Origin of the sequence: Neobacillus citreus, from assembly GCF_018343545.2 — a bacterium.
GTDB classification, from domain to species: Bacteria; Bacillota; Bacilli; order Bacillales; family Cytobacillaceae; genus Neobacillus; species Neobacillus citreus.
Genome location: NZ_JAGYPE020000002.1, coordinates 127,360 through 140,566, shown reverse-complemented (window position 1 = coordinate 140,566; position 13,207 = coordinate 127,360). Strand labels below are relative to the sequence as shown.

Here is a 13,207-nt window from a genome sequence, read left to right as displayed (position 1 = left end):
CCCAACACCCCTAATCTTTTTCCTAACTTAAAATGGTTGAATGCTTTTTCGCCGGAAGCGGGAAATCTTTGTTTTCGAATGTTTCATAGCGGCGGATCAGCTCCTGGCGCAATTCACTTGGGACAACCAAATCGTCTACGACCAGCTCGCCTGATAGCTTGATAATGTCGTAGCTTGCCCGGTATTCCTCTCGCAGCTTTTGCACTAGGGCTGCCCTCTCTTCCGGGTCGGCCACGGCTTTTATTTTGTTATAGTAAACGGCGTTGACCGCTGCTTCAGGACCCATGATGGCAATTTCCGCGGACGGCAGGGCAATCGTCGTATCCGGTTCATAGGCCGGACCTGCCATCGCATAAATCCCCGCGCCATAAGCCTTCCGGACAATCACGCACATTTTCGGAACATTGGCCGCAGAGCTTGCGAAAATAAAGTTCCGGCCTTTGCGAAGAATTCCTTCCTGCTCTACCTTTGTGCCGACCATGAACCCAGGGGTATCACATAAATACAGAAGCGGAATGTTGTAGGCATCACAAGTCCAGACAAATTTAGCACCTTTATCCGATGACTCTGGAAAAATGGCTCCCCCCTTATGAAGTGGCTGATTAGCAACAATTCCAACCGTTTTCCCGTTCAAGCGGGCAAAACCGGTCACCAGCTCCTTTGCATAATTGGCTTTGACTTCAAGGAAGCTGTCACCGTCAACAATCGATTCGATTAATTTCCGGACATCGTAGGCGCGGTTTGGTTCGACAGGAATAATATTGTCTATTTCGGCTGGATTTCGTGTTGGTTCCTTAGCCGGAAATTCCTGCAGCTTTCCGTCAAAATGATCAGGCAGGTAGCTTAGTAGTTTCTTAACAAGCTCGGCTGCTTTTTCTTCAGATTTCGCGATAAAGTCAGCCGACCCGCTTTTGGTTGTGTGCATTGTGGCTCCGCCCAGTTCCTCGACATCCACCTGCTGTCCTGTCGCCATTTGTACCATTCTTGGCGAAGCAATCGCCATTCCAGAAATTTTGTCGACCATGATGACAAAGTCGGAAAAAACCGGCATATAGGCGGTCCCTGCAAAGCATGGACCGTAAAGCACAGCAATCTGCGGGACACGTCCGGACAGCATGCTGTGGTTATACCAAATCTTCCCGCCTGAATACTTCTCTACATGGTAGCCGCCGGCTTCGTCAATTCTTCCTCCTGAGGAATCAATCATATAGACAATCGGCCGTCTGCCGCGAATCGCTGCCTCTTGAATCCGCAGGATTTTCTCGCCATGGAATTTGCCGATGGAGCCAGCCTTAACGGTATAGTCGCTGGCCATGAAAAATACAAGCCGGTCATTGATTTTGCCTGTGCCCGTTACTACCCCGTCCGCAGGTAACTTTTCCTTTGTGGCGTTGGCAAACAGACCGGTTTCATAATAGGGCTGTTCATCGTCAAAATAGAGCCTAAGCCGATCCCGGACAAACAGTTTTCCTATCTTCTTTATTTTGTCGTGGTCAGGTCCTCCCTGATAAATGCGTTCACGTTCCGCGAGGATTTTTCGTTCACGTTCCAAGGTCAGCACTCCTTTGGTAGTTTTTGAGATTGCAAGCTTAGATTTGGATTGGTTTTTAAGACTTCGGGCCCTTATTCGCTGGGACTTCCACAGGTGTGAGGATCCCCAGCTGTTTGGTAAGTATTTCATTCATGATTTGTGTCGTGCCGCCGCCTATAGTTTGAATTCTGGCATCACGCCACAACCGCTGAATCGGGTATTCCATCATATACCCATTGCCACCATGAATTTGCACCGCTTGGTCGCAAACACGATTCACCATTTCGCTGGCAACTGCCTTTGCCATTGTCGCTTCCGTGACACAGTTTTTCCCTTGACTGTACAAGTAAAGAGCCCGGTAAGTAAGGTTCCTAGCTTTTTCAATATCGACAGCCATGTCGACCATCTTGTGGCGCAGCACCTGAAACTCTGAGAGTGGCTTGTTGAATTGGATTCTTTCCTTACTGTAATGGACCGTTAGCTCGAGCGCCTTCTCGGCTGCGCCGATGCAGCCCAACGCAAGAATCAGCCGCTCATACTGAAAATTTTTCATTATATAAACGAAGCCTTCATTCTCCTCACCAATCAGGTTTTCTTTCGGCACAATGACATTGTCGAAAAAAAGTTCCCCGGTATCTGAAGAGCGCCATCCTAATTTTTTCAGGCTTTTTCCAACCGAATAACCATCTGAATTAGTCTCAACAATAAATAAACTTATATTGCGATGCTGCGGCCCTTCCTTTGTCTTCGCGGCAACAATCACATAATCTGCGTTTACGCCATTCGTAATGAAGGTCTTCGAACCATTCAGGACATAATAGTCGCCATCTTTTTTAGCAGTCGTTTTAATGGCGGCCACATCGGACCCGCCACCTGGCTCGGTTACCGCCAGTGCTGAGATGGCCTCCCCTTTAATCCCTGGTACGAGGTACTTCAGCTTTTGCTCGTGATTCCCGTAACGCCAAATATTGGTCATGGCAATGGTTGTATGTGAACCAATCGCCGCACCGACCCCGCCTGCCCCGCATCCTGCGAGTTCTTCTGTAAAAACAGCTTCCATGACAACATCAAGACCACTGCCGCCATACTCCTCCGGAAACTTAATCCCAAGAAAGCCCAGCTCCCCCATTCGTTTATATAAGCTTCTCGGAGTCTGCCCGTCTTTTTCCCATTGCTCAATATTGGGAGTTATTTCTTTTTCCACAAAGGAGCGAACCGTTTTCCGAAACATGTCATGTTCGTCCGTAAATATCCAGTGACCCATCGTACCCCTCCTTTTCCTTCTTTTAGGCTGGTTCTTTCATTGGTATCCGCCGAATTGGGAGACTAATCCGCCAAAATTGTAAATGTATCCGCCAATTCCAGAGACTTATCCGCCAAACCCTATTTCATGACCGATTTTCCTTCTAAAAATCAGGTAATATTTCTTTAATCAGCCCACCCAAACCCTCTAAGTTACCTTTTTTATAACCCCATCTGCTTCGCAATAATCTCCTTCATAATTTCATCCGTGCCGCCGCCAATTCTCGGCAGCCTGCTGTCCCTCCAAGCACGTTCGATCGGATATTCCGACATATAGCCATTTCCGCCAAAGATTTGCAGTGCGCGGTCCGCGACCCAATGCGACATCTGTGCGGCTGCCAATTTTGTCATCGAGATTTCTTTGGACGGCACCTCACCTTTTGAGAACCGATAGGCAGTCGCATAGGTCAATTCCTTACATGCCTCAATTTGCGTTTTCATTTCGGCAAGCAGGTGGGCTATGACCTGGAAATTGCCGATTGGCTGGTTGAAGGCAATTCTTGTTTTGGCATAGTTAAGCGCCATTTCATAGGAATGTTCAGCACCACCGATAGCGCCAGCCGCGCCAACCATGCGCTCACCCTGCAACTGCCACATGATTTGATAAAAGCCCTTACCCTCTTCCCCCAGCAGGTTTTCATGAGGAACACGGACATTATCGAAAATCAGCTCTGCTGTATCAGAAGAACGCATTCCGACCTTGTCGAGCTTTTTCCCGACAGAGAAACCAGGACGATTCGTCTCCACTAAGAACAACGTTATTCCCTTCGGACCCGGATCATCAGATGTTCTCGTAACGAGAGTGATGAAATCCGCCCGCGTCCCATTGGTAATGAAGGTTTTCGCCCCATTAATGACCCATTCGTCGCCTTCTCTTCTGGCCCGCGTTTGAATCCCCATGACATCCGAGCCGTTGTTCGGTTCGGTAATCCCGATGGCCGCAATCTTTTCCCCTCTCAGAGCCGGTTTGAGGAAGCGTTCATGCTGGTCCTTAGTTCCAAACTTATAAATCGGCGGCGTGGCCATATCAGTTTGGACAGCTATTGCCATCGGAACACCGCCGCAGCCACATTTATTCAATTCCTCCGCCAGGACAATTCCGGAAAAATAATCACCGCCTTGGCCGCCAACCTCTTCAGGATAATGCAAACCAAGAAGCCCCAGTTCCCCCATTCTCGTAAAGACGGATCGTGGAAATTCCCCCTGTTCCTCCCATTCATCCACATACGGCGCAATTTCATTTTCTACAAATTTACGAATCATTTTTCGAAGCTGGTCATGTTCTTCCGTAAAATATGGTTCATATGGCATCACTTGTTCACCTCATTTTCTTAGTTCTGCTAATAAAGAATCATCCACTTCTAATTTGAGCCGCATCATATTCGCACCAAAGCACTTGCCGAGATTATCCAGCCTTAATGAGGCTGAACCGCCGCCCTCTAATGCCTCCTTGCAAACAAAGTTAAGCGCAAGAATGTTTGGCAGTTCGTAGCGGGCCACTTCTCCCTCCACAAGTCCTATAAAATGCTCTTTCACCCGCTCAGTAGTTAGTTTTTCTAAAAAAATTTGATAGATGGCCGGGTTCGGGGCAAACACACCGATATTCACCATGTTTCCTTTATCCCCGGAACGAGTTTGTGCGATGTCTCTCAGCTTGACGATGGCCATTATTCACACCTCCTGCAGTTCAACTTTCACAAGATTTTCAACCTCACTCCGTGGAATCAGTGTCGACCACATCCCGAGTAACGCCCGTGGAGAAGAGTTGCCCGTAAAACCGCTCATCGATGGAGGACCATTCAATGCCAGCGGCGGGAAGAGTCTGCTAAAACGTGCCGCTTCCTGTTTCGTCTTTGCTTTGACCGCCATCCGTAAATACACCTCATTTAATTCCTGCTCAGGTTCAAAAGCGAGAGGACCACTTAATGAGTTGTATCCAAGGAAATCTGTGCGAACTTCCTCATAATTCCACCGGTACCTCTCCAGCTGCGTGCGAATGATTTCATCCACCTTTTTTGCTTTTCGTAAGGCATCTGGCCAGGCAAACCCGACAACTACTTGCGCGGCAAAGCCGTTTTCATAACCCATGACAACCTTTAATGTATCTGTCCGCGGTTTACCTCTCACCCCTGTCACCGTCACCTGATTCAGCCCGCTCTTTTCCAAATGAACGCTGGTTAGATTGACGATGACGTCTGGGGTAATATAGGCAGACGGATCGTGAATTTCGTAAAGCATCTGTTCTTTTACCGTATCAACCGTAACTAGGCCTCCTTGTTCCTCAACCTTACTTATGGTAAAGTCACCATTTTCCGATACCTCGGCAATCGGGTAGCCCATTCGGTGAAAACCTTCGATATCCTGCCAATTGCCGCTGAAATTCCCGCCTGTTGATTGCGCCGAACACTCGAGCAAATGCCCCATAAAAATCCCGCTTGCAAGCTTATCCCACTCGTCTTCTTTCCAGCCATATTCATAGATTAATGGCGCCAAAAACTGGGCCGTATCCGTAGTCCGTCCGGTGACAACGATATCTGCACCGGCACGTAACGCTTCCACAATCGGCTTGGCCCCGATATAGGCGTTGGCAAACTCCAGTCTGTCTTTAACCTTTTCGATTGCCTCACCAGTTTCGAGATGATTGAGAGAATACCCCTTTTCAAGAAACTCAGGGATTCGGTCCAATACATTGTCTCCAGTCACGACCGCGACTTTTAAGCCGCTCATCCCCATTTCCCTTGCTACCTTTAGGATTTCCTGTTGAGCCCCAAGCGGATTAATGCCTCCTCCATTCGTTAACAGCTTAATACCCTTTTCCTTTACAAATGGCAGCAGCTCCTTCATTTGCAGCGGCAAATCCTTGGTGAAGCCGGCCTGCTCATTTTTTCGTTTATCCTTAACCAGGATGGCCATCGTCAGCTCGGCCAGGGCGTCGAAACAAAGATATTGCACATTCCCTTTTGCCGCGGTTGCGACAGCCGCTTCGATACTGTCGCCATAAAAGCCCTGGGCAGCCCCAATTCGTACCTTTTTCATGACAAATTCCTCCTTTCAGTAGTCGGTGATCAGCTTTTTTTGATATAAATTACATTACATCAGCAAATTTCGGGGTTCTATCGGCGAATTTTATCGTTCAATCGGCGAATTTCATCGTGCTATCGGCGAATTTCACCAGTCTATCGGCGATTCCTACCCTTCAATCGGCGAATCTAAAAAACTATTAGCGTTTTTTTGATTTTTATTAGCGACTTTGTGAGTTTTATTAGCGAATTCTCAGCTTTTATTAGCGAATTTCACCGTTTTATTAGCGAATCCGTAAAAGACACTAATTTTTGAATAAATAAGACCTCATTTCCCCGCCCAATTCGGCCGTCTTTTTTCCAGAAAAGCGGATGCCCCTTCTTTTAAATCCTCACTCATAAAGGATACAAGCCTAAGCGTCGTCAAATAATCAAACGATTTCAGCAAATCCATCTGCTCGGTTGTAAAAAAAGCATCCAAACTCAATTTGACCGCGAGTGGACTGAAACTCGCCACTTGCCTCGCCAGCTTCATCGTTTCCGCCTCAAGCTCATCCGGTTTTACAACTCGATGAACAAGGTTGAATTCCTTCGCCTGCTCCGCCGTAAAAATCTCCGCAGTCAGCATCAGCTCCATCATCTTCCGGTCGCCGACCGACCGCCGAACCCAGGGCATAATCACAAACGGCACGAGCCCCAATCTCAGTTCGGTTAAACCAAGCTTGGCTTCGGTTGAAGCGATGGCAAGGTGACACATTGCGACTAACCCAGTGCCGCCCCCCAAGGCGGGCCCATTTACGCTAGCAATCAACGGTGTGGTGACTTCAGCACCCAGCTTGAATAATTCCGTACTTTCGCGCCCTTCAAAATAAAGCTCCGGTGCTGTTTTTTGGAAATTTTTTTTAAAATCATTCAGGTTACCGCCAGCCGAAAACGCTGTACCGGCACCGGTAAGGATAATCGCGCGGATCTCCGGATTCTGGTCCGCCTCCCTAATCGCCAAAGTAAGCTCTCTAGTCGAGTCCTGTGTCAGCGGGTTTCTCATTTCCGGTAAATTCAACGTTATTTTGGCAACGTTTTCAATTTCTTCATAAAGGATCGATTCATAGGCCATGTCATTCACCTCTTAAATAGGAGTATCAATATACATGTTGCAAAAAACGTGCCAACCTCTTTTAAGGCAAACATCCTCTATTTCTCATGAAAAAATAAACACCTTGTGCACAAAAGTGAACAGTTGTTCAAAGATGTGTACACTGTAGCGATTGTTTTATTTAAATGTAAGCGCTATAATTATAAATGTGTGAAAAATATTAATTTTCAGATTAACATGGAGGTGTCTCTTTCGATTGAAAGTTAGTAGCTTTACAACCGTTAATTTTGTGCAATTATCCCTTGAAAGCACGATTCGCAACGCCATTTCTGCGTTTTTATCCCATCGGGTGGACATCGGCTGTGTAACCACCGAAGACAGGAAATTGCTTGGAATTCTACATAAAAATGCGATTTATCGGGCGTTGCTTGAAAACACACCTCTAGATGCTTCCATTCGGCCACTCATAAAACAAAACGTTGTCACGATTCAAAAAGACCAGACTTTGCTTGACGCAAGAGAAATTATGATCAAAGGCAATGTCAGTCAGGCCGTCGTCCTCGACCAGCATCAAAATGTATTTGGAATCATGTCAAAGCTGGATTTAGTGTACTCAAACATGACCGCCTTGGAAGATACACTGAACCGCATGAAATCACTGGTTGAAAACCTGCAGGATGCGGTTATTTCCGTAGACTCCAACCTAAAAATCACAACCTTTAACCACACCGTTATAGACCTGCTGCAATTGAACGGCAAAACGCTGCTGAATGCTCCCATTGACCTGTTTCTTCCCGATTTCCGCAAAGGGTTAATTGAGACCATGAAAACGGGTCAAATTCAACAGGCAAAACGTTTCAGTTTTAAAGACCTCACAGTAATCGCTTCCTTTATTCCTATCAGAGAACTTAACCGTATTACCGGCGCCATGGTGGTTTTGCGAGACGTCACCTCCTATGAAATCATTGCTGCTGAATTGGAAACGACCAATCAGCTTAAGAAGATTCTCGACAGCGCCCTTGAGCTTGCCTACGATGGGGTGGCTGTCACAGACAAGCACGGGCTGATCACGATGGCCAATCAAGGGTTTCTGGATTTGTTTTCCTTTGACCAGCAAGACCAGCTTCTTGGTACCCCTATTTCAAAAATTGCACCCCAGCTTCCTTCTGAACTCAGCTTGAAAATGGATAAAAAAATTGAGGGAAAACTTATTGAAATCAACAAACGGAAATGCATTGTCGCGCAAATGCCCATCTACCAGGATGGCCAAAAGTTGGGCGCCATTTTTAAAATCATTTTTCGGCAGCTCGAAGCTTGGCGAGACCTTCTTTTTCACATGGAAAAATTAGAAAGTGAGATTTCTTTTTACCGTGGAGAATTATCCCGTATTTCCAAAGATACGGACCCATTTGCTCACGTCATCTCACAGAATTCACAAATGGAAAAATTCAAGCAGGACGCGGTGATTGCGGCAAAATCTTTATCGAATGTGTTAATTACCGGAGAAAGCGGGACCGGCAAAGAGCTGATCGCCGAAGGGATTCACCGGGTATCAGGTTGCAAAGGCGCCTTTATTAAGGTGAATTGCGGGGCCATCCCTGAGGAATTGCTGGAATCGGAATTCTTTGGCTATGCGGATGGCGCGTTTACCGGAGCGAAAAAAGGAGGAAAGCCCGGCAAGTTTGAACTGGCTAATAATGGAACACTGTTTCTCGATGAAATCGGCGAAATGCCTGTCTCCCTGCAAGTAAAACTGTTGAGGGTCCTGCAGGAACAAGAATTTGAAAGAATCGGCGCCACTAAAACCACAAAGGTAAATGTCCGGATTATTTCTGCCACTAACAAGGACTTGGCGGAGCTTGTAGAGCAGGGAAAATTCAGAGAAGATCTCTATTACCGGATTCATGTTATTCATTTACACATCCCGCCATTAAGAGAGCGACTCGATGACATCCCGTTATTGTGCCGCTATTTTATCAATAAAATTAATTTCAAAACGAAAAGGAACATCATCAGCGTCTCGCCGGAAGTAGCAAGCAGCTTGCAGCACTACCACTGGCCAGGGAATATCAGGCAATTGGAAAATGTCTTGGAAAGAGCCTTCCATTACAGTAGTTCAGAATGGATTGAAATCGAACATCTTCCACAAGAATTGAAATTACTGCCTCAAGAGCCGGTACTTTCTCCAAAATCTAAAACAACCGAGTCCCAGTTTCCTATTGACCGGAAGCAATCCATTAGCCGAACGGAAAAGGAAGTAATCCTGCAAGCCTTAAAAAAATGCCGAGGAAACCGCACAAAAGCCGCCGGATTGCTAGGAATCAGCCGAACGACACTATATCAGAAAATGAAAAGGTATCAGATTATTGAAGAATTGGAGTTTCGCTTTACCTAGGGGCTGTTTTCGTCTTCAACCAATCCTTTTTGGAGTGTATCTTTACACTCTATCGGCGAATTTTGAGGTTCTATCGGCGAATTCTATTTGTTTATCGGCGAATCTTCGACTTCTGTCGGCGAATGTGCAGGTTCTATCAGCGAATCGCTGCCCATCCCCACAAAATACAAAAACAACCACACTGGCACAGACCCATGTGGTTGTTTTTCCTCACTGCAGCTGTTTCAAATATTGCTCCTTCAGCGCAGATTTTTGGATTTTGCCCGCTGGTGTCTGCGGGAGCTGGCTGACAAATACAACCTGCCTCGGCACCTTGTAATCTGCTAAATGCTGCTGACAAAATGATTTGACCTCTTCTTCGGTCATGGTCGCCCCCTCTTTTGGGATAATGTAATAACGACCCACTTCGCCAAGGAATGAATCGGGCACGCCAATTCCGGCGGCAAAACCTATTTTCGGATGCGACATCAGGATATTTTCCACTTCGACTGGGTAGACATTATAACCGCCTTGAATATACATTTCCTTTTTCCGCCCTTTTAAAATCACATACCCTTCATGATCCAGATACCCCATGTCACCGGTATAAAGCCAGCCATCCTCAGAAAATGCCAGCCTTGTTTCTTCTTCCAGTTCAAAATACCCCTTCGCCCGGCAGTCTCCCTTTACCGCTACTTCTCCGACTTCGCCGCTTGCAAGCTCCTTTTGTTCCGCATCGACAATCATCAAGCTAAAATCGCCGATAGGAACGCCGATACTTTGCTGCACTTTTTCAAGAGAGTCAGTTAGCCGGGTCATGATGCAGGCACCGGATGTTTCACTAAGACCATATAAATTGATGATTTTGGCGTTAGGAAATTTTGTTTCGATCATTTCACATTGGGTAGGGTCGACATTCGATCCACCAGCGATGCAGACCTTAATGGAACTAAGGTCATATTGATTAATATGTTTATGGTTTAATAGCATGTGATACATAGTGGGCACACCGCCAAAGACGGTTGGCTTGACATGATGTATGACTTGCAGGACCTTTTCCGGAATAAACTCAGGTACCAGAACAATACTGCCATAGCTTACTAATAAGGCATGGACCGCACAGGTAATGCCTCCGACATGGTTTAACGGTAAACTCCCTACTGTGCAATCCCCCGCTCCAAGCGACAAATGGTCTGCCTGGGCTTTGGCCGACGCCAGGATACTGCGATTGGTAATCATTGTCCCCTTTGGCTTTCCGGTGGTGCCGGATGTATAGATGACAACGGCCGTATCCTCTTCCAACACCGCTTGCTTTGCGGCCTCAAGCCTTCCCCGGTCAAGCGGCCTAGCCAACCACTCTTCAAAGGATAGACTTCCTTCAAACCCATAGCCTATGAAAATATATTTTTCCACAGACGGAACCTTATCTTGAAACTTCTCGAAAAATTGGGCAAAATTAAAGCCTTGATGGCCGGAAATGGATACAATCCCCTTTGCTTTTGAATTGTTCAGCATATACTCCAGCTCTGAATCTCGGTAGCGGACATTCAGGGCCACCACACCGACACCGATTTTGGCTGCCGCGAAATACGTATACAGCCATTCCAGTTGGTTTAACGCCAAAATGGCCATTTTGTCGCCTCTCTCAAATCCCTCCTGGAGAAGGGCCGACGCCAATACATCGGTGACGTCATCCAGTTCCTTATAAGTAATCCGTTGGTCTTCATAAATTAAAAATGGCTTATTCGGGAACCTATCAACGGCATTCGCCAATACTTTATGAACAATCCAGTCCTGCAAAAACATCCCCCCTTTTAAACTACTGGATTATTAGAATATAGATTTTTAAATTGCTCCCGCAACACATTCTTTTGGATTTTTCCGGTCGTTGTCTGCGGAAGCTCGGTTACTATTAACACCTCTTTTGGGACTTGGAAGGTCCCTAGATGTTCTTTGCAATGTTTAAGGATTTCCTCTTTCGTCGCTACCTCCCCAGGTTTTAACACAACAAACGCCGTGACAGCCTCAATCCAGCGTTCATGCGGCAAACCGACTGCTACCGCATTTAATACTTTTGGATAAGACAAGAGCGCTTGTTCTACCTGAATAGATGCTACATTTTCCCCGCCAGTCTTAATCATGTCCTTCTTCCTGTCCACAAAAACCAGCAGCCCTTCCTCGTCAAAGTACCCTAAGTCCCCGGTATGATGCCAGCCGAACTGCCGTGACCGCTTCGTTTCTTCCGGATTATTGAGATAGCCGGCCATAACATTCGGACCGCGGTGAACTATTTCACCCACTTCATTTTTTCCTATCAGGTTTCCATCGTCATCCATTATAGCGATGTCCGTTATTAAGGATGCTGTTCCCCAATATGGACCTGATTTTCGCAGCTGGTCCTCTGGTTTAAACACACAGGTAGCCGGATACATTTCGGTCTGTCCCGACCCTAATGCAAACTCACAGCCTAGTTCACTGATTCCTTTTTCCAGCGTATTGCGGTCCATAGGGGCCATGGCGTAGAGGCAATAGCGCAGGCTTGATAGGTTATATTTTTTAAAAGAAGGATGGTAGAGAAATGCCCGGTACATCATCGGCAGGCCAAACATCCAGGTAATCTTTTCCTTCTCGACTGTTTTCATAAAAGACTCCGGTTCGAAGCCTTGGATTACCACAACTGTTGCGCCTAAGTGGAAAAAGGACGAGACAAGCGTGTGCTGAGCACAATGGAACACCGGCATCATCATCGTCGCAATATCGTCTTTCGCCATCCCCGCTTCAATAATATTGGCCAGACTGGCAATAAACACAGCTTGATGGTTAATGAGGACTCCTTTCGGTGATCCAGTCGTTCCACTAGTAAACATGATTTGTGCCAGGTCACGGTCCCCAATCTCCACTTCCGGTTCTTCCGTATGGTTGGAATTTAAGGCATGCTCAAATTTTTCAGCATCAGTGGCACCCTTTCCAATAATGAGCAATTCCGGACACATGCTTGAAAATTCTTCTTTTTTGTCTTGTAAAAATACCTCGTCACAGATGAGGACTTTTGCACGTACCTCCGCAAGAATATAAGACTTTTCGTTAAAGGATACCCCCGGATTAATCGGAACCCAAACCAAACCGGCCTTTGCGATTCCAAAAATGGCAACCAGAAACTGCCAACTGTTTCCGCAGATAGTGGCAACCGAATCTCCTTTTTCTAACCCAAGGTCCAACAGGTAGTGAGCAAAGCGGTTGCAATCTTCATTAAACTCTTGATAGGAAATCCTTTTATCCCCTGAAATGATGGCCGTTTTGGCTGGATTTTTGGCTGCCGTCCTGCGCACAATATCGCCGATGGCCACTCGATTTAAGATGGTGATTTCACTCATGAGCTTCCCCCCGTTTTTTCAAATTACTCCTTAATACATGAAATCGTTTCCATTTTTACTTACGTTAAAAAGTCTTCATTCCGATTAAAAAAGGTTTATTTTTTTATCCGATTGCCTTCCAATCTTACATGTTCAGAATCCTCCTTAACTATGGTTTCAATACCTACTTTAAGAAATGCAAGAATTGTACCAGTTATTACAAATGGGGCACATACTTTCTGACCCCATATATATACAGTTTCTCCTTGAACAAATGTTATAAAAAAAACACAGTTGTATAGTTTTATAAACAGTTTGATTGTGATGGTAAAAAACAAATAAAAAGCGATGCCGCCATGGACATCGCCTGTTTTTTCACCTAAACTCCTCTTTTATTTCCCCACAAAAAAGTATGCAATTGCGGAAGAACCTTCACATTATTCATTTCGGAGTCCTGCATGACCTTGTCTATCAGTCTTTCATATTTATTAATAAGATGCAGAAGCAGCTCCTGATTATCCATTGTTGACAGAT

The 13,207-nt window shown here is 46.1% G+C and carries 9 protein-coding genes and 1 pseudogene; 1 reads left to right on the top strand and 9 read right to left on the bottom strand.

All coding sequences use genetic code 11. From position 1 onward, the window contains the following. Window positions 1–22: 22 nt before the first annotated feature. The 6 genes from KHB02_RS02315 to KHB02_RS02290 all read right to left on the bottom strand — a co-directional run bounded on the left by KHB02_RS02315 (window position 23) and on the right by KHB02_RS02290 (window position 6,967). Window positions 23–1,561: an acyl-CoA carboxylase subunit beta gene (locus tag KHB02_RS02315; RefSeq protein ID WP_338088252.1), complete on the bottom strand. Its 1,539-nt coding sequence runs from the start codon at window positions 1,559–1,561 to the stop codon at window positions 23–25. A gap of 46 nt (window positions 1,562–1,607) precedes the next feature. Next, window positions 1,608–2,795, bottom strand: a complete 1,188-nt coding sequence (locus tag KHB02_RS02310) for an acyl-CoA dehydrogenase family protein (RefSeq protein WP_213145453.1) — start codon at window positions 2,793–2,795, stop codon at window positions 1,608–1,610. Between the two features lie 200 nt (window positions 2,796–2,995). Beyond that, window positions 2,996–4,144, bottom strand: a complete 1,149-nt coding sequence (locus tag KHB02_RS02305; protein ID WP_213145452.1) for an acyl-CoA dehydrogenase family protein — start codon at window positions 4,142–4,144, stop codon at window positions 2,996–2,998. A 12-nt stretch (window positions 4,145–4,156) separates the two neighbouring features. Next, a complete protein-coding gene (locus KHB02_RS02300) occupies window positions 4,157–4,501 on the bottom strand; it encodes an AtuA-related protein (protein ID WP_213145451.1) in 345 nt (114 codons plus the stop codon). Between the two features lie 3 nt (window positions 4,502–4,504). Further along, the gene (locus KHB02_RS02295; protein ID WP_213145450.1) at window positions 4,505–5,869 is read right to left on the bottom strand and encodes an acyclic terpene utilization AtuA family protein; all 1,365 of its coding nucleotides are present in this window, start codon (window positions 5,867–5,869) and stop codon (window positions 4,505–4,507) included. A 312-nt stretch (window positions 5,870–6,181) separates the two neighbouring features. Next, on the bottom strand, window positions 6,182–6,967 hold the full coding sequence (locus KHB02_RS02290) for an enoyl-CoA hydratase/isomerase family protein (protein ID WP_213145449.1): 786 nt from the start codon (window positions 6,965–6,967) through the stop codon (window positions 6,182–6,184). 235 nt (window positions 6,968–7,202) lie between these two features. On the opposite strand from KHB02_RS02290, the gene KHB02_RS02285 reads away from it, so the two are divergent. Then, the gene (locus KHB02_RS02285; RefSeq protein ID WP_213145448.1) at window positions 7,203–9,341 is read left to right on the top strand and encodes a sigma-54-dependent Fis family transcriptional regulator; all 2,139 of its coding nucleotides are present in this window, start codon (window positions 7,203–7,205) and stop codon (window positions 9,339–9,341) included. Window positions 9,342–9,551: 210 nt separating this feature from the next. Here KHB02_RS02285 and KHB02_RS02280 read toward each other — a convergent pair whose 3' ends face one another. The 3 genes and pseudogenes from KHB02_RS02280 to KHB02_RS02270 form a co-directional block, all read right to left on the bottom strand. Continuing rightward, complete coding sequence (locus KHB02_RS02280; protein WP_213145447.1) at window positions 9,552–11,120, bottom strand: class I adenylate-forming enzyme family protein; 1,569 nt, start codon at window positions 11,118–11,120, stop codon at window positions 9,552–9,554. A gap of 14 nt (window positions 11,121–11,134) precedes the next feature. Next, on the bottom strand, window positions 11,135–12,694 hold the full coding sequence (locus KHB02_RS02275; RefSeq protein WP_213145446.1) for an AMP-binding protein: 1,560 nt from the start codon (window positions 12,692–12,694) through the stop codon (window positions 11,135–11,137). Window positions 12,695–13,052: 358 nt separating this feature from the next. Continuing rightward, window positions 13,053–13,207, bottom strand: a pseudogene (locus tag KHB02_RS02270) (7-carboxy-7-deazaguanine synthase QueE); the annotation flags it as partial.

What these genes read in the sequence shown, in the direction of transcription:
- KHB02_RS02310 (WP_213145453.1), bottom strand. Translation starts at nt 2,795, where the DNA reads ATGGGTCACTGGATATTTACGGACGAACATGACATGTTTCGGAAAACG.
- KHB02_RS02305 (WP_213145452.1), bottom strand. Translation starts at nt 4,144, where the DNA reads ATGCCATATGAACCATATTTTACGGAAGAACATGACCAGCTTCGAAAA.
- KHB02_RS02300 (WP_213145451.1), bottom strand. Translation starts at nt 4,501, where the DNA reads ATGGCCATCGTCAAGCTGAGAGACATCGCACAAACTCGTTCCGGGGAT.
- KHB02_RS02295 (WP_213145450.1), bottom strand. Translation starts at nt 5,869, where the DNA reads ATGAAAAAGGTACGAATTGGGGCTGCCCAGGGCTTTTATGGCGACAGT.
- KHB02_RS02290 (WP_213145449.1), bottom strand. Translation starts at nt 6,967, where the DNA reads ATGGCCTATGAATCGATCCTTTATGAAGAAATTGAAAACGTTGCCAAA.
- KHB02_RS02275 (WP_213145446.1), bottom strand. Translation starts at nt 12,694, where the DNA reads ATGAGTGAAATCACCATCTTAAATCGAGTGGCCATCGGCGATATTGTG.